The organism is Burkholderia sp. WAC0059, assembly GCF_002870125.1.
Lineage (GTDB): Bacteria > Pseudomonadota > Gammaproteobacteria > Burkholderiales > Burkholderiaceae > Paraburkholderia.
Map to the genome: position 1 here is coordinate 121,783 of NZ_PNEO01000011.1, position 20,887 is coordinate 142,669.

At 65.5% G+C, this 20,887-nt stretch carries 20 protein-coding genes; 1 reads left to right on the forward strand and 19 read right to left on the reverse strand.

All coding sequences use genetic code 11. From position 1 onward, the window contains the following. Nucleotides 1–208 precede the first annotated feature (208 nt). Nucleotides 209–415, forward strand: a complete 207-nt coding sequence (locus CY652_RS13210; RefSeq protein WP_102131164.1) for a hypothetical protein — start codon at nucleotides 209–211, stop codon at nucleotides 413–415. 30 nt (nucleotides 416–445) lie between these two features. Here CY652_RS13210 and CY652_RS13215 read toward each other — a convergent pair whose 3' ends face one another. The 19 genes from CY652_RS13215 to mnmG all read right to left on the reverse strand — a co-directional run bounded on the left by CY652_RS13215 (nucleotide 446) and on the right by mnmG (nucleotide 20,471). Beyond that, the gene (locus CY652_RS13215; protein ID WP_258002302.1) at nucleotides 446–700 is read right to left on the reverse strand and encodes a hypothetical protein; all 255 of its coding nucleotides are present in this window, start codon (nucleotides 698–700) and stop codon (nucleotides 446–448) included. Then, complete coding sequence (locus CY652_RS13220; protein ID WP_102131165.1) at nucleotides 697–2,127, reverse strand: YeiH family protein; 1,431 nt, start codon at nucleotides 2,125–2,127, stop codon at nucleotides 697–699. Before CY652_RS13220 ends, CY652_RS13215 begins: the two co-directional genes overlap by 4 nt. Before the next feature lie 182 nt (nucleotides 2,128–2,309). Beyond that, complete coding sequence (locus CY652_RS13225) at nucleotides 2,310–4,577, reverse strand: primosomal protein N' (RefSeq protein ID WP_102131232.1); 2,268 nt, start codon at nucleotides 4,575–4,577, stop codon at nucleotides 2,310–2,312. A 420-nt stretch (nucleotides 4,578–4,997) separates the two neighbouring features. Beyond that, a complete protein-coding gene (hemE, locus tag CY652_RS13230) occupies nucleotides 4,998–6,110 on the reverse strand; it encodes a uroporphyrinogen decarboxylase (RefSeq protein ID WP_102131166.1) in 1,113 nt (370 codons plus the stop codon). Nucleotides 6,111–6,185: 75 nt separating this feature from the next. Further along, a complete protein-coding gene (locus CY652_RS24035) occupies nucleotides 6,186–6,407 on the reverse strand; it encodes a hypothetical protein (protein ID WP_146010097.1) in 222 nt (73 codons plus the stop codon). A 567-nt stretch (nucleotides 6,408–6,974) separates the two neighbouring features. Further along, nucleotides 6,975–7,400: a F0F1 ATP synthase subunit epsilon gene (locus CY652_RS13240; RefSeq protein WP_102131168.1), complete on the reverse strand. Its 426-nt coding sequence runs from the start codon at nucleotides 7,398–7,400 to the stop codon at nucleotides 6,975–6,977. 81 nt (nucleotides 7,401–7,481) lie between these two features. Continuing rightward, nucleotides 7,482–8,876 carry a F0F1 ATP synthase subunit beta gene (gene atpD / locus CY652_RS13245; protein WP_102131169.1) on the reverse strand — a complete coding sequence of 465 codons (1,395 nt, stop codon included), beginning with the start codon at nucleotides 8,874–8,876 and terminating at the stop codon, nucleotides 7,482–7,484. Nucleotides 8,877–8,960: 84 nt separating this feature from the next. Then, nucleotides 8,961–9,833, reverse strand: coding sequence for a F0F1 ATP synthase subunit gamma (gene atpG, locus CY652_RS13250; protein WP_102131170.1), 873 nt, complete (start codon nucleotides 9,831–9,833; stop codon nucleotides 8,961–8,963). Nucleotides 9,834–9,935: 102 nt separating this feature from the next. Next, nucleotides 9,936–11,477: a F0F1 ATP synthase subunit alpha gene (gene atpA, locus CY652_RS13255; protein ID WP_102131171.1), complete on the reverse strand. Its 1,542-nt coding sequence runs from the start codon at nucleotides 11,475–11,477 to the stop codon at nucleotides 9,936–9,938. Between the two features lie 60 nt (nucleotides 11,478–11,537). Beyond that, nucleotides 11,538–12,077 carry a F0F1 ATP synthase subunit delta gene (locus CY652_RS13260; protein ID WP_102131172.1) on the reverse strand — a complete coding sequence of 180 codons (540 nt, stop codon included), beginning with the start codon at nucleotides 12,075–12,077 and terminating at the stop codon, nucleotides 11,538–11,540. Between the two features lie 2 nt (nucleotides 12,078–12,079). Then, entirely contained in the window at nucleotides 12,080–12,550 is a 471-nt protein-coding gene (locus CY652_RS13265) for a F0F1 ATP synthase subunit B (protein WP_102131173.1), read from the reverse strand. Between the two features lie 122 nt (nucleotides 12,551–12,672). Then, nucleotides 12,673–12,963 carry a F0F1 ATP synthase subunit C gene (gene atpE / locus CY652_RS13270; RefSeq protein WP_102131174.1) on the reverse strand — a complete coding sequence of 97 codons (291 nt, stop codon included), beginning with the start codon at nucleotides 12,961–12,963 and terminating at the stop codon, nucleotides 12,673–12,675. A 107-nt stretch (nucleotides 12,964–13,070) separates the two neighbouring features. Continuing rightward, nucleotides 13,071–13,919, reverse strand: coding sequence for a F0F1 ATP synthase subunit A (gene atpB, locus CY652_RS13275; protein ID WP_102131175.1), 849 nt, complete (start codon nucleotides 13,917–13,919; stop codon nucleotides 13,071–13,073). Nucleotides 13,920–14,031: 112 nt separating this feature from the next. Continuing rightward, nucleotides 14,032–14,556: an ATP synthase subunit I gene (locus CY652_RS13280; RefSeq protein WP_258002303.1), complete on the reverse strand. Its 525-nt coding sequence runs from the start codon at nucleotides 14,554–14,556 to the stop codon at nucleotides 14,032–14,034. A 249-nt stretch (nucleotides 14,557–14,805) separates the two neighbouring features. Continuing rightward, nucleotides 14,806–15,966 carry an SLC13 family permease gene (locus CY652_RS13285; protein WP_102131176.1) on the reverse strand — a complete coding sequence of 387 codons (1,161 nt, stop codon included), beginning with the start codon at nucleotides 15,964–15,966 and terminating at the stop codon, nucleotides 14,806–14,808. A gap of 64 nt (nucleotides 15,967–16,030) precedes the next feature. After that, a complete protein-coding gene (locus tag CY652_RS13290) occupies nucleotides 16,031–16,918 on the reverse strand; it encodes a ParB/RepB/Spo0J family partition protein (RefSeq protein ID WP_102131177.1) in 888 nt (295 codons plus the stop codon). A gap of 37 nt (nucleotides 16,919–16,955) precedes the next feature. Beyond that, nucleotides 16,956–17,726 (reverse strand): ParA family protein, encoded by a 771-nt coding sequence (locus tag CY652_RS13295; RefSeq protein WP_102131178.1) that lies wholly within the window; start codon nucleotides 17,724–17,726, stop codon nucleotides 16,956–16,958. A 94-nt stretch (nucleotides 17,727–17,820) separates the two neighbouring features. After that, nucleotides 17,821–18,516, reverse strand: coding sequence for a 16S rRNA (guanine(527)-N(7))-methyltransferase RsmG (gene rsmG / locus CY652_RS13300; protein ID WP_102131179.1), 696 nt, complete (start codon nucleotides 18,514–18,516; stop codon nucleotides 17,821–17,823). Beyond that, a complete protein-coding gene (gene mnmG, locus CY652_RS13305) occupies nucleotides 18,513–20,471 on the reverse strand; it encodes a tRNA uridine-5-carboxymethylaminomethyl(34) synthesis enzyme MnmG (protein WP_102131180.1) in 1,959 nt (652 codons plus the stop codon). The genes rsmG and mnmG overlap by 4 nt, the downstream gene beginning before the upstream one ends. Nucleotides 20,472–20,887: the final 416 nt, after the last annotated feature.

Sequence of the window (20,887 nt, forward strand, 5' to 3'; positions counted from 1 at the left end):
CCTCTCGCGAAGCCTTATGGCGCCTGGGTTTCCGGCTGTCGCCAGGACATTCTGGTCCGGGTTCGGCGGGCTCGGTGTTTTCCCTGGCCGCGCGTGCCTCTGACCCGCTTTATTGAAACGGCCGACGAGCCGTTATCCAGGAAGGGACGCGCGAGGAAGCGGCGCGCTTCGGGAGTTTCTTGGGGAACGCGGGTTGGGGAAGCGGGAAATGGAAAAGATACTGGTCGTGACGGGGATCTGGACGATGTGCGCGCTCTGCGCGGTGCTGTTCGTGCGCGGGGCGGTGGGTCGGCCGGCGGAGGCGGAATTTTCGCGGCGGCGCGCGCCGGCCGCGCAGCCCGTCGTTTCGTACGAGGTGTACGACGCGCATGAGGTCCGCGAGGACCGCGCGGATCGCGTCGGCGAGAAACTGTAGATCGCCGGATAAGAAAGGACGCGGCGGCGCTCAGCCGCCGTCGCGCAATGCGAACTGCCCGCAGGTGTCGGACGGCGAAACGAGTTGGTCGCGCAGCAGGCAAAGCCGGCTCGCCGCCACGCTCTCGCCGAATCCGGAGCCGAACACGATCAGGCCACCGATGCGCTGCTCGAGCACGCGGCGGTCGTCGGCCCGGTGCCGGCACTGCGCGCAGACGGCGAGCGGCGCGGCGGCATCGCGCGCGTCGCTCCGCTGCGCGACGCGTCGCGCCACGCGGCTCATCATGCCCCCTGTCCGAGGCTCGTCCAGTAGGACGCGAAGACGTGCGCCGACAGCACGTAGCCGAGCACGACGTTGATCGCCACGCCCACGGTGAACGCGAGGAACGGCTTCACGCCGGTCGCGGAGAGCGAGCTCAGCCGCGTCGTCAGCCCGATGCTGAGGAAGCAGAACGTGAACGCCCAGACGCGCAGCGCCGTGATCGGCGCGACGAATCCCGGCGTGACGACCGTGCGATAGTCGGTCAGCGAATAATGGCCCGCGATCCACGTGACGAGCGCCGACGCGACGACGAAGCCGAGCACGAACTTCGGAAAGCGCGCCCAGATCTCCGTGGCGTTCGCCTTCGCGGCCACGCCGCCCTCCTCCCGTTCCCAGCGCGTCGTCGCGACGAACGCGAGCACGAAGGCCCAGACGCCGATCCAGAGATCGCGCCCCACGACCTTCATCAGCGTGAACGTCTGCACGGCCGCGTCGGGCGTGCCGGCGATCGCGCCGCCCGCGTGACGCGCGAGATCGGCATACGCCTGCGCCGCCGCGACGCCGGCCGCGTCCGCGAATTCCGAGGTGCCGATCCACGCGCCGCCGACCGCCGCCGACAGGCCCAGCGAGCGCGACACGAACGGCAGCACGAAGATCATGACGATCGCCCAGAGCACGACCAGCGTGATGGCCACCGACGCCTGCTCGCGCTTCGCCCGTATGGCGCCCGCCACGGCGATCGCGCCCGACACGCCGCACACGGCGCCGCCCACGCCGAGCACTGCGGCCAGACGCCGGTCGAGCCCGAGCGCCTTGCCGGCAAGGTAGATCGCGAAGAACGTCACGAGCGAGACGATGCCGGCCTGCGCGACGGCGACCGGACCCGCCCAGATCAGCAGCGTGAACGGCAGCGTCGCGCCGAGCAGCACGATGCCGACCTTGATGTAGAACTCGACGCGCAGGCCCGCGAGAAACCACTCCGGCAACCGGATCGTGTTGGAGACGACGAGGCCGACGGCGAGCGCCACGAGCGGCGGCTCGAGGTTGTACTTCGTCGCGTCGACCCAGGCGCCGATCGTGAAGATCAGCGCCGAGGCGACGAACAGGATCAGGAACGACGGCAGGAAATGCGCGAGCCGCTGCCCGAGCGCCGCGATGCTCGCGCCGAACAGCACCGCGAACACGACGAAGAGCGCGACGTAATTCGGCAGGTGCGCCGCGAGATCCGAGGCGGCGGCACCGACGGACGACCATTTCGCGGGCGCGACGGCCAGCCACTTGATGCTGTTGCCGGCCGAGAACAGCCCCCATGCCACGACGATGACGAGCAGGCCGACCCAGACGGCCCACCAGTCCTCGGTCGAGAAGAAACCGCTGCCGCGCGCCTTGCGCGCGACGTCGTCGCCGGCCGATGCGGCACTGGCCGGCAGGCTGTGGTTGGTATCGCTCATCGCCGAATCCCCTGTGAAGTTGAGATGCAGCGGCGCAAAAATCAGGATTGTTGAATAAGTTGTCGCCCGTATTGCGCCGGTTCGGCGAAATATAGTCGAGCGTCGGGGCCGAACGAAACGATCTTTCGCTCTATGAATATGACCGAAAGGGATTTGCAGGGATACGCCGGCCCGCGCCGGCTTCAAATGTCGAGCGGATCGACTTCGAGACTCCAGCGCAGCACGCCGCGCAGCGTGCGCAGCGCCGGCTGCCAGGCGCGCAGCGTCGCCAGCAACGCCGCGCGCGACGTGCTTTCCACGAGCAATTGCGCGCGGTGCACGTTCATCACTTTCACGACCGTCATCGGCACCGCGTCGTAGGCGTGCACGCGCGCGGCCGCCGGGATGGCCTGCAGCGCGTCGGCCGCCTGCTGCAGGAACGTCAGCGCGGCCTCGAGCGTGCGCCCCTCGGCGCGCAGCAGCGCCTGCCAGGCGAACGGCGGCAGATGCGCGTCGCGTCGCTCGGCGAGCGTCGCCGTCGCGAAACCCAGGTAGTCGTGACGCGTCAACGCGTGATAGAGCGCATGACGCGGATAACGCGTCTGCACGAGCACCTCTCCCGGCAATCCCGCGCGGCCGGCGCGGCCGCTTACCTGCATGAGCTGCGCGAACAGCCGCTCGCTCGCGCGAAAGTCGTGCGAGAAAAGCGCGTTGTCGGCATTGAGCACGCCGACGAGCGAAACGCGCTGAAAATCGTGTCCCTTGGCGATCATCTGCGTGCCGACGAGGATGTCGACCTCGCCCGCGTGCACGTCCGAGAACAGCGCCGCCGCGCTGCCCTTGCGACGCGTGCTGTCCGCGTCAATGCGCAGCACGCGCGCGCCGGGCACCGCGCTCGCGAGCGCTTCCTCGATGCGCTGCGTGCCGCGGCCCATCGGCGCGAGATCGACGTTGCCGCAGTCGGGACAGGCGCGCGGAACACGGGACTCCCAGCCGCAGTGGTGACAGCGCAGCACCCGCTCCGGCTTATGCAGCACGACGTAGGCGCTGCAGCGCGGGCAGCCCGCCACCCAGCCGCAGGCGTCGCACGAGAGCACCGGCGCGTAACCGCGCCGGTTCAGAAACACGAGGCTTTGCTCGCCGCGTTCGAGACGCGCCTTCATCGCCGCGACCAGCGGTCCGGACAGACCGTCGAACGAGGCCCGGCCGCGTCGGCGCTCGTCCTCGAGGTCGATCAGCCGGACCGACGGCAGCGCCGCGTCGGCCATCGCGCGCCGCGAAAGCGTGAGGCGCGTGTAGCGGCCCTGCTCGGCTTGCCACCAGCTTTCGAGCGACGGCGTCGCCGAGCCGAGCACCACCGGCACGCCGAGCTGCTTCGCGCGCCAGACGGCGAGGTCGCGCGCCGAGTAGCGCAGGCCCTCCTGCTGCTTGTAGGCCGGGTCGTGTTCCTCGTCGACGACGAGCATCGCCAGACGCGGCAGCGAGGCGAGCACGGCGAGGCGCGTGCCGAGCACGATCCGCGCCTCGCCCGTGTGGGCGGCCAGCCAGTTGCGCGCGCGTTCGCCTTCGGCGAGGCCGCTGTGCAGCGTGACGATCGCGCCGTCGCTCAGCGTCGCCGCGAAGCGCGCGCGAAACGTCGCTTCGAACTGCGGCGTCAGGTTGATTTCGGGCACGAGCACGAGCGCTTGGGCGGTCGGGTCGCGCGCGAGCCGCTCCGCCAGCGCGCGCAGATAGACCTCCGTCTTGCCGCTGCCGGTCACGCCGTGCAGCAGGAACGGCGCGAAGCCGCGCGCGGCGAGAATCGAGTCGACCGCGACTTGCTGCTCGTCGCTCAGGACCGGCAACGGCGCCGGATCGCCGGCGGCCCCGCTTTCGCGCCGTGCCGCCGGGATGGCATGCGACGCGCCCGGCGGCAGCGTCTCGCGCTCGACCCAGCCTTCGCGACACCACGCGTCCAGCGTCGCCGCCGCCTTCGGGTGCCGTTCTCTCGCCTCCGCGAGATCGAGTTCGCCGCTCTCGCGCAAGGCGAGCGCGAGCCGCCTCAGGGCGTGAGCGCGAGCCGGCAACGCGTCCGGCAGCGCCGCCGCGCCGGCCGGCAAGAGCCGGTAGCACTCGCGGGGCGCGAGGAGCCTCGCCCATCTCAACGGATCGCGCAATGCCTGCGGCAGCGCAGGCAGGGCGACTTCGCCGAGGCCGCGCTGGTAGTAATCGGCCGCGAAACCCGTCAACTCGAGCCATTGCAGCGAGAGCGGCGGACACGCGAAGCAGGTCGCGCCGACGTCGCGCAACCGCTCCGCCGGGACTTCACTGTGAGCGCTCACTTCGAATATGAGCCCAACCATGTCCCGGCGCCCGAACGGCACGCGCACGAGCAGGCCGGGCACCGGCGTCGGAGCGTCCGCCGGGTAGCGGTAGTCGTAGAGAGCCGGGAGCGGATGGTCCAGCGCCACCCGCACGAACAGGTCGCTCATGCGCGTCGTCACCGTGTCGACGGCAACGCGATGCGCGCCGGATCGAGTGACTTAAAGTAAACCTTCACATTCGGCGCTAAGTTTTGGATTCCGCAGAACAATTGCGCCCTCGTCTCCGCACCTGTGGATAACTTTGTTAAGAACTCGGTATGGCCCGGCTGCGGGCCGGATTGCGACGATCCCCGGCCGAATCCCGCGAATTTAGGTGTGGAGCGGCCAAAGCCTTGCCTGTCAAGGGATTGGCCGCTTTCGCACGAATATTGCAGCCGTATTGCACGAGGCCATCTTCGTTGCGCGCCGCAACGTGACGAATGTGCATAAGTCAAGCCTTGACATCCTCGCGATGGCTTGTGGACGGCCTGTTCCGCACGCCGCGCACCCTCGTCGCCCGGTTCGCCCCGCTGCAGCGCAGCACTGGGCCTATCGGGCGGACGGCTGCGCGTTCCGGGCTGCGGCATGGATCGTGCGGCTATGGCGGTGCACTTCGTCCACGAGCTCCGCGACGTTTTCGAGCGGCGTGAACTGGGAAATGCCGTGGCCCAGGTTGAACACATGCCCCGGGTGCGGACCGAAACTGTCGAGCACCGCGCGCGCCTCGGCGCGAACCGTCGCGGCCGGCGCGAACAGGATCGTCGGGTCGAGATTGCCCTGCAGCGCGACGCGCGTCCCGACGCGCTCGCGCGCCCACCCGAGATTGACCGTCCAGTCGAGCCCGACCGCGTCGACGCCCGACGCCGCGATCTCGTCGAGCCAGAGCCCGCCGCCCTTCGTGAACGCGATCACGGGCACGCGCGCGCCGTCGTGCTCGCGCCTGAGTCCGGCCACGACCTGGGCAATATAGTCGAGCGAGAAGCGCTGATAAGCGCCGTCCGCCAGCGCGCCGCCCCAGGTGTCGAAAATCATCACGGCCTGGGCGCCCGCCTCGATCTGCGCGTTCAGATAGGCTGCGACCGCGCGGGCGTTGACGTCGAGAATGCGCCGCATCAGGTCCGGCCGCGAATACAGCATCGACTTCACCGTGCGGAAATCGCTCGAGCCCTCGCCCTCGACCATGTAGCAGGCGAGCGTCCACGGGCTGCCCGAAAAACCGATCAGCGGCACGCGCTGGCGGCCTTGCGCGTCGGTCAGCGCGCGGCGGATCTGCCGGATCGCGTCGGTCACGTAGCCGAGCGTCGCGCCGATATCGGGCACCGCGAGGCGCGCCACGTCGCTTTCGCTGCGCACCGGATGCGCGAACTTCGGCCCCTCGCCCTGCAGAAAGTCGAGGCCGAGGCCCATCGCGTCGGGAATCGTCAGAATGTCGGAAAAGAGAATGGCCGCGTCGAGCGGGAAACGGTCGATCGGCTGCAGCGTCACCTCGGTCGCGTAGTCCGGATTCTTCGCGAGGCCAAGGAAGCTGCCCGCGCGGCTACGCGTGGCGTTGTACTCCGGGAGGTAACGACCCGCCTGGCGCATCAGCCAGACCGGCGTGTGATCGACGGGCTGCCGCTGCAGCGCGCGCAAAAAAGTGTCGTTCAGGAGAGTGTGGGCCACGTTGCGGATTGCGCGAGGCGCGTCAGGGCAAAGCGGCATTTTACCGGAGCACGTCTGACGCGCCGGGCGATTCGTTCACGAGGCGCGCAGCAGCGGAGCGTCGCGTCCCGGGGCGCGGTCGTCCGATCGACGCTCATTCAGGCGCGCGACGCATAGAGATAGAAGAAGCCGGAATAAACACGTCGATATGTCGAGTGCAAGTTGCAACCAGGCGTTGCAGCGCTTCATCGCGGCGATTTTCGGCCTATGCTTGAAGTCGTCATGTCCGACGATGCCCGGACGAATGCCTGGCTTCATGGAAAGGGAACGTTTTCGAGGCAAACGCGTATGGGGCGGGAAGGGACCGATGCATCGCGAATCTCAGCCATGAACAGACCCGCGAGGCCTATCGAGCACCGCCGGTAAAAATGACTTTGAGCCAACAATCAGGATGGCAAAAAATCCCGCAAAGCCTTATCCGGCGGGCGTTACAACCTGAAACACTTTGTTACCGCGTCTCCATCTCAATTCGCCCACAATGCCTTCAACGGTTTCAACACGGATGTGGCTTGATGCAAGTGTGAGCGGACACAACACATCGGCCGGTCGGCTTCGAGCCGAAGCCCTTCACAGGGGCATCCCTGTTGGAGTCGTACCCGGCGGACGGTGTCGCTCCCCGGCTCCTTCATTGGTCTCCTCGCGCTAACCCCGTAGCGTGTGGTTTTTAGCGGGCTCCAGGCCCGCTTTTTTTTTTCGTCTTCCGAAACGTTCGATTCGATTCGAACGTCCAGCGTCTTCCCCATTCTCCGCGCGCCGCGCACGCCCCAAAGAAAAAACGGGCTCCCACAAGGGAGCCCGCCTCGAGCGTCGTCTCGACCTCAAATATCAGTGCCGGACGCTCATCGTGCGCAGACGCTCGATCGTCGCCAGTTGCGCGATCGCATAGGCCAGTTCCGCCTGTGCCGTCGCGTATTCGAGATTCGAGCTGGCGTTCTGCAGCGCCTCCTCGGCGCGCTTGCGGGCCTCGTCGGCCTTCGCTTCGTCGAGATCCTTGCCGCGGATCGCCGTATCGGCGAGCACCGTCACCGCGCCCGGCTGCACTTCGAGAATCCCGCCCGCGACGAACACGAACTCCTCCTCGCCGCTTTCGTGGACGATGCGTACCGCACCGGGACGAATGCGCGTGATGAGCGGCGTGTGGCCCGGCAGGATGCCGAGGTCGCCCGCCTCGCCGGGGAGCGCGACGAACTTCGCCTGGCCCGCGAAGATGTTCTCTTCCGCGCTGACGACGTCTACCTTGATGGTTGCCATATATGTCGACTCCTGGTTGAGTGTGATGCACGCGGCGGAACCGGCCCAGCCGATTCCGCCCGACTGCCAGCACTCGAACCGTTACTGGATCTTCTTGGCCTTCTCGAAGGCTTCGTCGATCGTGCCGACCATGTAGAACGCCTGCTCCGGCAGGTGATCGCACTCGCCGTCGACGATCATCTTGAAGCCGCGGATCGTTTCCTTGAGCGGCACGTACTTGCCCGGCGCGCCCGTGAACACTTCCGCGACGTGGAACGGCTGCGACAGGTAGCGCTGGATCTTGCGCGCGCGCGCGACCGTCAGCTTGTCTTCCGGCGAAAGCTCGTCCATGCCCAGAATCGCGATGATGTCGCGCAGTTCCTTGTAGCGCTGCAGCGTCTGCTGCACGCGGCGCGTGATCGAGTAGTGCTCTTCGCCGATCACGTTCGGGTCGATCTGGCGCGAGGTCGAATCGAGCGGATCGACCGCCGGGTAGATGCCGAGCGAGGCGATGTCGCGCGAGAGCACGACGGTCGCGTCGAGGTGGCCGAAGGTCGTGGCCGGCGACGGGTCCGTCAGGTCGTCCGCCGGCACGTACACGGCCTGCACCGACGTGATCGAGCCCGTCTTCGTCGACGTGATGCGCTCCTGCAGCTTGCCCATTTCCTCGGCCAGCGTCGGCTGATAGCCTACGGCCGACGGCATCCGGCCCAGCAGCGCCGACACTTCGGTGCCGGCCAGCGTGAAGCGGTAGATGTTGTCGACGAAGAACAGCACGTCGAGGCCTTCGTCGCGGAAATGCTCGGCCATCGTGAGGCCCGTCAGCGCGACGCGCAGGCGGTTGCCCGGCGGCTCGTTCATCTGGCCGTACACGAGCGCGACCTTGTCGAGCACGTTCGAGTCCTTCATTTCGTGGTAGAAGTCGTTCCCTTCACGGGTCCGCTCGCCCACGCCCGCGAACACGGAGTAGCCGCCGTGCTCCTTCGCGATGTTATTGATGAGCTCCATCATGTTGACGGTCTTGCCCACGCCCGCGCCGCCGAACAGACCCACCTTGCCGCCCTTCGCGAACGGGCAGATCAGGTCGATCACCTTGATGCCGGTTTCGAGCAGCTCGGTCGACGGCGACAGCTCTTCGAACGCCGGCGCCTTCTGGTGGATCGAGCGCTTGTGCTCGCTCGTGATCGGGCCGGCTTCGTCGATCGGGCGGCCAAGCACGTCCATGATGCGGCCGAGCGTCGGCTTGCCGACCGGCACGCTGATCGGCTGCGCGGTGTTCTTCACCAAGAGGCCGCGGCGCAGGCCGTCCGAGGCGCCTAGGCAGATCGTGCGCACGACGCCGTCGCCCAGTTGCTGCTGGACTTCGAGCGTAATCTCCGAGCCGTCGAGGGTCAGGGCGTCGTAGATCTTCGGCATGTGTCCGCGCGGGAATTCCACGTCGATCACCGCGCCGATGCACTGTACGATCTTGCCTTCTACCAAAGCAGTTGTACTCATCGTTCTTCCTTTAAATACCTGAATTCTTCATTCGCGCAAGGGCGCAGTGTCGAGGCGCCGCGCCTGGCCTGTCCGGACGTCGCGTCAGACCGCCGCCGCACCGCTGACGATCTCCGAGAGTTCCTTCGTGATCGCGGCCTGGCGGCTCTTGTTGTACGAAAGCTGCAGCTCGTTGATGACCGTCTTCGCGTTGTCCGACGCCGCCTTCATCGCGACCATCCGCGCCGACTGCTCCGACGCCATGTTCTCGGCAACGGCCTGATAGACGAGCGCCTCGACGTAGCGAACCAGCAGTTCGTCCACGACGGTCTGCGCGTCCGGCTCGTAGATGTAGTCCCACGACGAGCGCGGCGTCGCGCCGTCGTCGAAACGCTCCGAGGACAGCGGCAGCAACTGCTCGATCACGGGCTCCTGCTTCATCGTGTTGACGAAGCGCGTGTACGCGAGATAGACGGCGGACAGCTTGCCTTCCGAGTACTGGTCGAGCTGCACCTTGACCGCGCCGATCAGCTTCTCGAGGTGAGGCGTGTCGCCGAGATGCACGACGTTCGAGGCGACCCGCGCGCGCAGGCGGTTCAGGAACCCGAGCCCCTTGCTGCCGATTGCCGTGGCCTCGACCGACTTGCCCGACGCCTCCAGCTCCTTGAGCTTTTGCAGCGACGCGCGCATCACGTTGGTGTTCATGCCGCCGCACAGCCCCTTGTCGGTCGTCACGAGAATGAAACCGGCCACCTTCGCGTCGCCGTTCTCCGTCATGAACGGATGGCGATACTCGGGGTTGGCGCGGCTCATATGCGCGGCGATGTCGCGGACCTTGTCGGCATAGGGACGGGCAGCGCGCATGCGCTCCTGGGCGCGGCGCATCTTCGAGGCCGCCACCATCTCCATCGCCTTCGTGATCTTGCGCGTGTTCTGCACGCTCTTGATCTTGCCGCGAATTTCCTTCATTCCAGCCATTGCTTGCTCCCTGGCGAAGCGCGAGGGGCGCACTGACACGCCGCCCTTCGCGCCTCAAGGTCCGTTTTACCGTCTATCGTCGATGATCCGCGGACCGGACGATCAAAAGGCGCCGGACTTCTTGAAGTCCTTGAGAATCGCGTGCAGCGCGTTCTCGTCGTCCTTCGAGAGATCCTTCGTGTCCTCGATGCGCTTCACGAGGTCGGCGTGGCTCGTCTTCAGGAATTCGCGCAGACCCTTTTCGAACGGCAGCACGGTCTTCACGTCGAGATCGTCGAGGTAGCCGTTGTTCGCCGAGAAGAGCGCCACGGCCAGCTCCCACACCTGCAGCGGCTGGTATTGCGGCTGCTTCAGCAGTTCGGTCACGCGGCGGCCGCGCTCGAGCTGCTTGCGGGTCGCTTCGTCGAGGTCCGACGCGAACTGCGCGAACGCGGCCAGCTCGCGGTACTGCGCGAGGTCGGTACGGATGCCGCCCGAGAGCTTCTTGACGACCTTCGTCTGCGCCGCGCCGCCGACGCGCGAAACCGACACGCCCGCGTTGATGGCCGGGCGGATGCCTGCATTGAAGAGGTCGGTCTCGAGGAAGATCTGGCCGTCGGTGATCGAGATCACGTTCGTCGGCACGAAGGCCGTCACGTCGCCGGCCTGCGTCTCGATGATGGGCAGCGCGGTCAGCGACCCGCTCTTGCCCGTCACGGCGCCGTTCGTGAACTTCTCGACGTACTCTTCCGACACGCGCGCCGCGCGCTCGAGCAGACGCGAATGCAGATAGAACACGTCGCCGGGATACGCTTCGCGGCCCGGCGGACGGCGCAGCAGCAGCGAAATCTGGCGATATGCCCAGGCCTGCTTGGTCAGATCGTCGTAAATGATCAGCGCGTCCTGACCGCGGTCGCGGAAGTATTCGCCCATCGTGCAGCCCGAGTACGGCGCGAGATACTGCATCGCCGCCGAGTCCGACGCCGTGGCGGCGACGACGATCGTGTATTCGAGCGCGCCCGTTTCTTCGAGCTTGCGCACCACGTTCATGATCGACGAAGCTTTCTGGCCGATCGCGACGTAGATGCAGACGAGGTCCTTGCCCTTCTGGTTGATGATCGTGTCGATCGCCACGGCGGTCTTGCCGCACTGGCGGTCGCCGATGATGAGCTCGCGCTGGCCGCGGCCGATCGGCACCATCGCGTCGATCGACTTCAGGCCGGTCTGCACCGGCTGCGACACGCCCTTGCGCCAGATGACGCCCGGCGCGATCTTCTCGACCGCGTCGGTCATCTTCGCGTTGATCGGGCCCTTGCCGTCGATCGGGTTGCCGAGCCCGTCGACCACGCGGCCGACGAGTTCGGGTCCCACGGGCACTTCGAGAATGCGGCCCGTCGTCTTGACGACGTCGCCTTCGGAAATGTGCTCGTACTCGCCGAGAATCACCGCGCCGACCGAGTCGCGCTCGAGATTCAGCGCGAGACCGTACGTGTTGCCCGGAAACTCGAGCATTTCGCCCTGCATCACGTCCGACAGGCCGTGAATGCGCACGATGCCGTCGGTCACGGAGATCACGGTGCCCTGGTTGCGAACGTCCGCGCTCGCTTCAAGGCCCTGGATCCGGCTCTTGATCAGCTCGCTGATCTCAGAGGGATTGAGTTGCATTATTCGCTCCTGGTGTTCAATTCTGTTGCGTGCCGGCCGCGCAATTACGTCAAGGTGGCGTCAGGCGGTCAGTGCCGCCTGCATGCCGGCGAGCCGCGCACGGACCGAGGTGTCGAGCACTTCGTCGCCGACCGTGACGCTCACGCCGCCGATCAGCGACGAATCGAGTTCGACGCTCGCCTTCAGTTTGCGCTTGAACCGGCGCTCGAGGCTCTCGACGAGTTCGTTCAACTGCGCGCCTTCGAGCGGGAACGCGCTGACGATCAACGCGTCGGCCGCACCTTCGCGGGCGTTGCGGAGCACTTCGAACTGGATGGCGATGGCCGGCAGCAGTTCCAGACGATGATTGTCGACGAGCATCTGCACGAAATTCTTCGCCTCGGCGCTCGCCTTCAGCGGCGAGGACACCGCCGAAAGCAGCAGGTCGACCATCTGGGCGTGGCTCACCTTCGGGCTCGACGCGACCGACAGCACCTCGGGCAGGGACGCAACCTGAGCCAACTGTGCAGCGAGCGTGGACCAGGCAGCGACGTCGCCGGCCTGCGCGACCTCGAACAGCGCTTCTGCGTAAGGGCGGGCGATGGTTGCAAGTTCGGCCATGATCAGAGCTCGGCTTTCAGTTGATTCAGCAGTTCGGCATGAACCGTCTGGTCGACTTCGCGCTTCAGGATCTGCTCGGCGCCCCGAACCGCCAGCAAGGCGACTTCCGAGCGCAGCGCCTCGCGCGCCTTCACGACCTGCTGCTCGGCGTCCGCCTTCGCCTGCGCGACGATGCGCGCGGCTTCGGCGCGGGCCTGCTCCTTGATTTCCTCGGCGATCGCGAGCGCACGCTTCTCGGCTTCGGCGATGCGGTGCTGACCCTCGTTGCGGGCCTGCGTGAGTTCCTCGCCGACGCGCTTGTGCGCGGCTTCGAGCTCCGACTTGCCCTTTTCCGCCGCCGCGAGGCCGTCGGCGATCTTCTTCGCGCGTTCGTCGAGCGCGTTGATCAACGGCGGCCACACGAACTTCATCGTGAACCACGCGAGGATCAGGAACACGATCATTTGCGCAAACAGGGTTGCGTTGAGATTCACGGTGTTTCCTTATCTAGCTGGACCGGAAAAATAAACGACGGGGCGCGAGCCGCAGGCCGCGCCGCCGTTCGTTCTGCCATGCGCCGCCCATTCCGCGGCGCATCGGTTTCTCCGAAGGAGCCTCAGCCCGCGAGCCGCGACAGCAGCGGGTTGGCGAACGCGAACAGCATGGCGATACCGACGCCGATCAGGAACGCGGCGTCGATCAGGCCGACCAGCAGGAACATCTTCGTTTGCAGCGGGTTCATCAATTCCGGTTGACGCGCACAGGCTTCGATGTACTTGCCGCCCATCATGCCGATACCGATACATGCGCCACAAGCGCCGAGACCGATGATGATGCCGATGCCGATGGCGGTCGGCCCCTGAACGAGGGCGGTCAGAGCATGGATGTTGGCGAGCAGTTCTTGCATGGTGATTCCTCTGTTAAAAAGACTTGATTACTTTATTTAAAAGACCAGAAACCGACGAAACGAAATCTGTGACGCGAAAACCGGAACCGGCGCTGCGCGCAGCGCGCTCAGTGCTTGTCGTGCGCCTGCCCCAGATAGACCAGCGTCAGCATCATGAAGATGAACGCCTGCAGCAGGACGATCAGGATGTGGAAGATCGCCCAGATGCTGCCCGCGATCACGTGCCCGATGAAGCCGAGTACGGTGAAGTCGAGGCCGAAGCTCCAGAGGCCGCCGAGCAGCGCGATCAGCAGGAAGAGCAGTTCGCCCGCGTACATGTTGCCGAACAGCCGCATGCCGAGCGAGACCGTCTTGGCCACGTATTCGATGATATTCAGGCCCAGATTAGGAATCCACAGCAGCGGATGCGCGCCGAACGGCGCGGTGATCAGTTCGTGCAGCCAGCCGCCGAGACCCTTGATCTTGATGTTGTAATAGATCATCAGGACGAAGATGCCGAGCGCGAGGCCGAAGGTGACATTTATGTCGGCCGTCGGCACGATGCGGCTATAGGGAATCTTTCCGGAAAGGCCGAGCACGCCGATGACGCGGCCGACGAGGTCGACCGGCAGCAGGTCGAGCGAATTCATCAGGGCGACCCAGACGAAAATGGTCAGCGCGAGCGGCGCGATGAAAACGCGGCTGCCGTGAATCATGCTCTTGGACTGGTCCTCGACCATCTCGACCAGCATCTCGATCGCAGCCTGGTAACGCGACGGCACGCCCGAGGTGGCGCCGCGCGCCGCCTTCCACAGAATCAGGATGGTGACGAGGCCGGTCAGGATCGACCAGAACAGCGTGTCGTAATTGACAATGGAAAAATCGACGACGTTCAACTGCGGCTTACTGGAGAAGAACGTCATGTGGTGCGCGATGTACTCCGACGGATCGAGTAGACGCGATTCGCTTGCTGCCATTTTCTAGACACCCCAGCAATATTCAAAACTTCCAGCCTGCCGCCCTCGGCCCGTCAGCGCGCCCCGCCGACAGGACATGCGCACCCGGTTGCCTCGCTCGACAGGCACATGATCAAAACGCCAGTGCGACCCAATATGTTTTGAGCGCCACCAGATAGGCCACCAACATCGGCAACCAGCGCGCCTCGTGCCAGGCTTCGCCGATAATAATGAAGAGTGCCGCCGTCATTCCGGCCTTGACTGCCTCCCCCGCCACCAATGCCATCCTGGAGCGGCTGCCCGCGCGCTTCAGGTACAGCGCGAACAGGCTGGCCGGAGCCCAGCACACGGCGCCGCCGAGCAGGGCCGACAGCGTGGCCTGCGTCGAGTGACCGAAAAACAGCCAGACGATGAGCGCCACGACCAGGGACAAAGCTATTTGCGCTGCCACGACCCGCTGCGGCATGACGCGCGACGGACGACTCACCTTCGGGCCGAACAATTTCTCGGCCTCGGCCCGTGTGAGCGGAGTGATTTGATTTTCTTGTTCGATGCCCCAATCGTCTTGCGGGTCGGATGCCCGGGCATCGGAACGTCCACGTGTCCCCTGCGGGGCTGACGCCTCGACGGGCGACAGGTCAGGCGATTCACGCATCATGCAGATCCTCGATCCGGCCCGCGCCTTACACAATGCCTTTAGGCGCATCAAACTGATAAACCGCGGCGATTGTAAGCGATAGTTGCAGGCGATTCAAGGCTTTACCCCTGCCCAAAAACCCGTGAAAACAGGCTTCGCGATGCAAAAAAGCGCATTCTCCGATACCGCAATGCAGCACTTGTAAGGTCGTGCAGTCACGGTTCGGACACGCGGGCGCCGATTGTGTCGAGGGCGCCCCAGGGCGTCATGTCACCCGTATTGCAGCAGCAATGCGCCGAGCATCAGCGCAACCAGACCGAACGGAATGCTGACGAGATGGAACGGCAGCCACATGCCGCGCGTCTTTGCGAGCCGTACCGCGATCAGATTGGCGAGCGATCCGATTGCGCAACCGAAGCCGCCGACACTGACTCCAAACCCGAGCGAGCGCCAGTCCGGCGTGAACGACGACAGCAGTATCGTGGCCGGAACATTGCTGATGCCTTGCGACAGAACAGCCGCTGCGACATAAGCGCGCAGCGGGGTGCCGAGCCCGAGTTGACCGAGCGCGGCGTGCATCGAGGGTAGCGCAACGACACTGCGAAGTATGACGAACATCAAGACAAAGATCAGGAGTAGCAACCAGTCGATGCTCATGACGATCCGCGGACGCCACGCCGCAAACACCCCGATCACCCACGGCAACGCGAGTCCGACCCGATGTGCATCGGCAAGCATAACGAACGCAACGAACAGCAGCAACGCGACGCCGGTGAGCGGCCCGTCGACGGCAACGGGCTGCGCCGGCTGCGTCGCCTCCTCCCGCAGCGCGAGCGGCCGGGCGCGAAACGCACAGGCCGTGAGCACGGCAAGCATCGCGAGCAGCAGCGCGGCGAGCGGCGCGAGCGCGAGCACGAAGCGGCCGAACGAGACCCCGCTCGACTGCCATAGAAACAGGTTTTGCGGATTGCCGAGCGGCGTCAGCACGGAGCCCGCATTCACGGCGAGCGCGAGGAAAATCACGAAGCGCTTGATCGGCAACCGGCTCAGACGGTGCAGCGACAGCGTGAGCGGCACGACGACGAACAGCGCGACGTCGTTGGTCAGCACGGTCGATAGCGCGGCAGCCAGCGCGATCAGCGCGAACGCGAGCGCGCGTTCGGAGCGGAGGCGCCGGGTCAGGCGCTGCGCGAACGCGCTCAGGCAGCCGGAATATTCGAGCGCCCGGGTCAGGACCAGCAGGCCGGCGAGCGTCGCCACGGTCTGCCAGTCGACCAGCGCCGGGAGCGACGCCCACGCGCGCGGGTGCAGCGCCTGCAGCAAGGCCAGCGCGATCGCGAGAATCGCCAGAACGGGCTCGCGTGCCGCCCAACCGGCCAGCACGCGCAGAATCCGCGCCGGATAGGCGACGCCCCGGCGCGGCGGGGTCATCGGGCACGCTGGCGGTCTGTCACGTCGCGCGCCGCCCGCCGTGCACGGAAACAGGCCGATACGTTCACGCCGCCGCTTCGCCGCGCAGCCGTACGAGAATGCCGTCGAGCGCGTCGAGGCTGCCGAAGTCGATCGTCAAATGCCCCCGGCCTCGACGTCCAAGCTTGATCTTCACGGCCGCCGACAGCAGATCGGACAGCTCTTCCTCGAGACGGCGCGTGTCGCGTCCGCCGTCCTGCTTCGCCTTCGCCTTGACTACCGGCTCGGCGCGGGTGGTTGCCGTGACAAGCTTTTCGGTCTCGCGCACCGACATCCGCTTGTTGACCACCTGGTTCGCCAGCGCGATCTGCGTCGCGGCATCCACGGCGAGCAGCGCACGCGCGTGCCCCATGTCCAGATCGCCGGCGAGCAACATGGTCTGGACCGGCGCGGCCAGATTCAGCAAGCGCAGCAGGTTCGACACCGCGCTGCGCGAGCGACCGACCGACTCTGCCGCCTGCTCGTGCGTGAACTTGAATTCGTCGAGCAGACGCTGGATGCCCTGCGCTTCTTCGAGCGGATTCAAATCCTCGCGCTGGATGTTCTCGATCAGCGCCATCGCGGCGGCCACCTGATCGGGCACGTCCTTCACGAGCACGGGTACCTCGGTCAGTCCCGCAATGTGAGCGGCGCGGAAGCGACGCTCGCCCGCGATGATCTCGTAGCGGCCCTCGCCGACTGGCCGCACGAGTATCGGCTGCATGAGCCCCTGCGCCCGGATGCTCGCGGCCAGCTCCTGAAGCGCGCCCTCGTCCATCCGCGTGCGCGGCTGGTATTTGCCGGCCTGCAGCTTCGTGAGCGGAAGCGCATTCGGCGCGCCGTCGATCTTCACCGCCTCGGTGATGTTCGAACTGCCGCCGAGCAGCGCCTCGAGCCCGCGACCCAGTCCTTTTTTCCTTGCTACTGCATTCATTGTGCTTCCCCTGTCTGCGTCGGGCCCGAAGCGCGCCTCACAATGCGCGCACCCGCTCGATCATTTCCGCGCCGAACTGCACGTAGGCCTGCGCGCCGCGCGAGGCGCGGTCGAACACCACGCCCGGCAACCCGTAGCTCGGCGCCTCGGCCAACCGGACGTTGCGCGGAATCACGACGTCGAACACCTTGTCGCCGAAATGCTCCTTCAATTGATCGGAAACCTGTTGCTGCAGCGTGATGCGCGGATCGAACATCACTCGCAGCAGACCGATCACCTTGAGGTCGCGATTCAGATTCGCATGGACCTGCTTGATGGTGTTGACGAGATCCGAGAGCCCTTCCAGCGCAAAGTATTCGCACTGCATCGGGATCACGACGCCGTGCGCCGCGCACAGGCCGTTGAGCGTCAGCAGCGAAAGCGCCGGCGGGCAGTCGATCAGCACAAAGTCGTAATCCGCCACGACCGGCGCAAGCGCGCGCTTCAGACGCCGCTCGCGCTGCTCGACCGACACGAGCTCCACCTCCGCGCCCGCCAGCTCACGGTTGGCCGGCAGCACGTCGTATCCGACCGCTTCCGGGCGTACCCGCGCGTCGGCTATCGGCACGCCGTCGACCAGTACTTCGTAGACGGTGTTCTCGCACGCGGCCTTGTCGATGCCGCTGCCCATCGTGGCATTGCCCTGCGGGTCGAGATCGATGAGCAGGACACGTTGTCTCTGCGATGCGAGGCTCGCGGCGAGATTAACCGTTGTCGTCGTCTTGCCGACGCCGCCCTTCTGGTTCGCAACGCAGAAGATTTTTGCCATCTTTCGTGTGTCCCTTTACTGCCCGAATGTTTGAAGGTTCGATTACGTTCTCTCGCGGCGCGATCCGCCAGTTGGCCGTTCGCCCGACGGCGGCTCAGCCCGGCTGGGGGTCCAGCACCACTTCGACCAGATGACGCTCGGCATCGAGCATCGGCACCACAAGGCGAATGACCTGCGCGGCATGGGCGCCGGCGGGCAGGCGCTCGATCTCGCCATCGGGCCGCACGCCCTTCATCGCCCAGATGGCGCCGCCCTGGGCAACCAGATGCCGGGCCAGTGTAACGAAATCGCCCAGCTCCGCGAATGCGCGCGACACGATCAGATCGAAATTTGCCGGCACCTCGGCGCCCGGCCGCAACGACTCGACGCGGCCGGTAACGACGGACAGATTCGCGAGACCCAGCTCCGCCTTCGCCTGAGCCTGGAACGCCGTCTTCTTCTGCACGATGTCGTTCAGCGTCACGCGCCAATCCGGCCGGACGATGGCGAGCACGATACCGGGCAACCCGCCGCCGGAGCCGACGTCGAGCACGGTCGCCGCACCGGGCCGAGCCAGATGCGGCACGATCGACAGCGAATCGATCACGTGCTGAATCAGCATTTGCCGGGGATCGCGAATGGCGGTGAGGTTGTAGACGGCATTCCACTTGGCCAGCAGCGCGACGTAGTCGAGTAGCTGGCCATGTTGGGCGTCGCTCAGGCCCATGCCCAACGCGCGGCTGCCGTCGGTCAGCAGAGCAGAGAGTTCTTCCCGATCGATCCGGCCGGATTGCCGTCCGCGGACCGTCATTGCGCCACCGGCGTACTGCCGCCGGCGCCGGGTGTGCCCTCCGTGCGACGACGGCCGAGGCCGCGCTTCAGATGCACCATCAGCAACGAAATGGCCGCCGGCGTGATGCCGGAGATCCGCGAAGCCTGACCGATCGTTTCGGGCCGAAACTGATTCAGCTTCTGGCGAGCCTCGAACGACAGTCCCCGCACTTCGGCGTAATCGATGCCCTCGGGCAGCCGCGTACCTTCGTGCGCGCCGTTGCGTTCGATCTCGTCGGCCTGGCGGTCGATGTACCCTTGATACTTGATGCCGATCTCGATCTGCTCCTTGATCTGGTCGAGCAATACCTCGTCGTCGGCCAGCGGCGTCTCCGGCCCGCAAGCGCCCTCGCGCAAACTGCAGACACCGTCGTAGCCGACGCCCGGGCGTCGCAGCAGATCGGCCAGGTTATATTCCCGGTCGATCGGCTTGCCAAGCAGCGCGGTCGCTTCTTCAGCGGATAGCGTCTTTGGGTTCACCCACGTCGAACGCAGCCGCTCTGTTTCACGTGAAACAGCATCGCGCTTGCGCCGGAAGGCATCCCAGCGCATGTCGTCGACGACGCCCAACTCTCGGCCGATTTCCGTCAATCGCATGTCGGCGTTGTCCTCGCGCAGGCTCAGCCGGTACTCGGCTCGGCTTGTGAACATCCGGTAAGGCTCGGACACCCCGCGCGTCACCAGATCGTCGACGAGCACGCCGAGGTAAGCCTGATCGCGCCGCGGGCACCACGCGTCCTTGCCCTGCACCTGCAGACCCGCGTTGACGCCGGCCAGCAACCCTTGCGCAGCGGCCTCTTCGTATCCGGTCGTGCCGTTGATCTGCCCCGCGAAAAACAGGCCGTTGATCGCCTTCGTCTCCAGCGACGCCTTCAAACCGCGCGGATCGAAGTAGTCGTATTCGATCGCATAACCCGGCCGCAGAATGTGCGCATGCTCGAGGCCCCGCATCGAGCGCACCAACTCCAGTTGCACGTCGAACGGCAGACTCGTCGAAATCCCGTTCGGATAGAACTCGTTCGTCGTCAGTCCTTCCGGCTCCAAAAAAATCTGATGCGACTCTTTCGACGCGAAACGGTGAATTTTGTCTTCGATCGACGGGCAATAACGCGGCCCCACGCCTTCGATCACGCCCGTGTACATCGGCGAGCGGTCGAGACCGCTGCGGATGATGTCGTGCGTACGCGCGTTGGTATGGGTGACCCAGCACGGAATTTGACGCGGGTGCTGCTCGGCCCGTCCGAGAAACGAGAAAACGGGCACCGGGTCGAGATCGCCGGGCTGCTCCTCGAATTGCGAGAAATCGATGGTCCGACCGTCGATACGCGGCGGCGTCCCGGTCTTCAGCCGGCCTTGCGGCAGCTTCAGTTCCTTCAGTCGCGCGGACAGCGTAACCGCCGCCGGATCGCCGGCCCGACCGCCCGTATAGTTGTTGAGCCCCACGTGAATCTTGCCGTCGAGGAACGTCCCCGCCGTCAGCACTATTGCCCGACTACGGAAGCGGATACCGACCTGCGTCACGGCGCCGACCACGCGGTCGCCCTCGACCATCAGGTCTTCGACGGCTTGCTGGAATAGCCATAGATTCGGCTGATTTTCGAGGCGACGACGAATCGCCTGCTTATAGAGCAGCCGATCCGCCTGAGCGCGCGTCGCCCGCACCGCCGGCCCCTTCGAAGAGTTGAGGATGCGGAACTGAATGCCGCCTTCGTCGGTAGCGGCAGCCATCGCGCCGCCCAGCGCATCGACTTCCTTCACCAGATGGCCTTTACCAATGCCGCCGATCGACGGATTGCAGCTCATCTGACCGAGGGTCTCGATGTTGTGGGTCAGCAGGAGCGTCTTGACGCCCATTCGGGCAGCGGCAAGCGCGGCTTCGGTGCCGGCGTGACCGCCGCCGACAACGATTACGTCGAACTCAGTGGGATAAAGCATGGCAGACCTCACGCACGACAAGCCGCGTGAGCCCTCTCAGAAAAGTGGTATGCGCGAATTATAGCGGGTTCGCGTTTGAGATCGTTCGCGCCCGAATTCTGCCGACGACACATGTTTCACGTGGAACACGAAGCCTTGTTCTCTACGCCGGCAAATCTCGCGAAATCCGGCGAACAAACAAAAAGCGCTGTTGGATATCAATCCAACAGCGCTCTTCGTCCGGGCATTTATATGCCTCAGTTGTCTCCTCGTTCTCCACCTGCAAATTCAGCAGTGCATCGAACTGTATGCAAGGATAAATATCCGCCCCCTCTGCTACAACTAGCATTTACCCTAGTGGTGCAGCGAGCACCAAGTTGGGGCGGCCCGACATCTGGTCGTCGCAATTCGGCCCGCGTTTGCACCATCCGCTTCGC

Excerpts from the sequence above, each read along its gene's own strand:
- CY652_RS13210 (WP_102131164.1), top strand. The coding sequence starts at position 209 with ATGGAAAAGATACTGGTCGTGACGGGGATCTGGACGATGTGCGCGCTC.
- CY652_RS13215 (WP_258002302.1), bottom strand. The coding sequence starts at position 700 with ATGATGAGCCGCGTGGCGCGACGCGTCGCGCAGCGGAGCGACGCGCGC.
- CY652_RS13220 (WP_102131165.1), bottom strand. The coding sequence starts at position 2,127 with ATGAGCGATACCAACCACAGCCTGCCGGCCAGTGCCGCATCGGCCGGC.
- CY652_RS13225 (WP_102131232.1), bottom strand. The coding sequence starts at position 4,577 with ATGAGCGACCTGTTCGTGCGGGTGGCGCTGGACCATCCGCTCCCGGCT.
- CY652_RS24035 (WP_146010097.1), bottom strand. The coding sequence starts at position 6,407 with ATGAAGCCAGGCATTCGTCCGGGCATCGTCGGACATGACGACTTCAAG.
- CY652_RS13240 (WP_102131168.1), bottom strand. The coding sequence starts at position 7,400 with ATGGCAACCATCAAGGTAGACGTCGTCAGCGCGGAAGAGAACATCTTC.
- atpD (WP_102131169.1), bottom strand. The coding sequence starts at position 8,876 with ATGAGTACAACTGCTTTGGTAGAAGGCAAGATCGTACAGTGCATCGGC.
- atpG (WP_102131170.1), bottom strand. The coding sequence starts at position 9,833 with ATGGCTGGAATGAAGGAAATTCGCGGCAAGATCAAGAGCGTGCAGAAC.
- atpA (WP_102131171.1), bottom strand. The coding sequence starts at position 11,477 with ATGCAACTCAATCCCTCTGAGATCAGCGAGCTGATCAAGAGCCGGATC.
- CY652_RS13260 (WP_102131172.1), bottom strand. The coding sequence starts at position 12,077 with ATGGCCGAACTTGCAACCATCGCCCGCCCTTACGCAGAAGCGCTGTTC.
- atpE (WP_102131174.1), bottom strand. The coding sequence starts at position 12,963 with ATGCAAGAACTGCTCGCCAACATCCATGCTCTGACCGCCCTCGTTCAG.
- atpB (WP_102131175.1), bottom strand. The coding sequence starts at position 13,919 with ATGGCAGCAAGCGAATCGCGTCTACTCGATCCGTCGGAGTACATCGCG.
- CY652_RS13280 (WP_258002303.1), bottom strand. The coding sequence starts at position 14,556 with ATGATGCGTGAATCGCCTGACCTGTCGCCCGTCGAGGCGTCAGCCCCG.
- CY652_RS13285 (WP_102131176.1), bottom strand. The coding sequence starts at position 15,966 with ATGACCCCGCCGCGCCGGGGCGTCGCCTATCCGGCGCGGATTCTGCGC.
- CY652_RS13290 (WP_102131177.1), bottom strand. The coding sequence starts at position 16,918 with ATGAATGCAGTAGCAAGGAAAAAAGGACTGGGTCGCGGGCTCGAGGCG.
- CY652_RS13295 (WP_102131178.1), bottom strand. The coding sequence starts at position 17,726 with ATGGCAAAAATCTTCTGCGTTGCGAACCAGAAGGGCGGCGTCGGCAAG.
- rsmG (WP_102131179.1), bottom strand. The coding sequence starts at position 18,516 with ATGACGGTCCGCGGACGGCAATCCGGCCGGATCGATCGGGAAGAACTC.
- mnmG (WP_102131180.1), bottom strand. The coding sequence starts at position 20,471 with ATGCTTTATCCCACTGAGTTCGACGTAATCGTTGTCGGCGGCGGTCAC.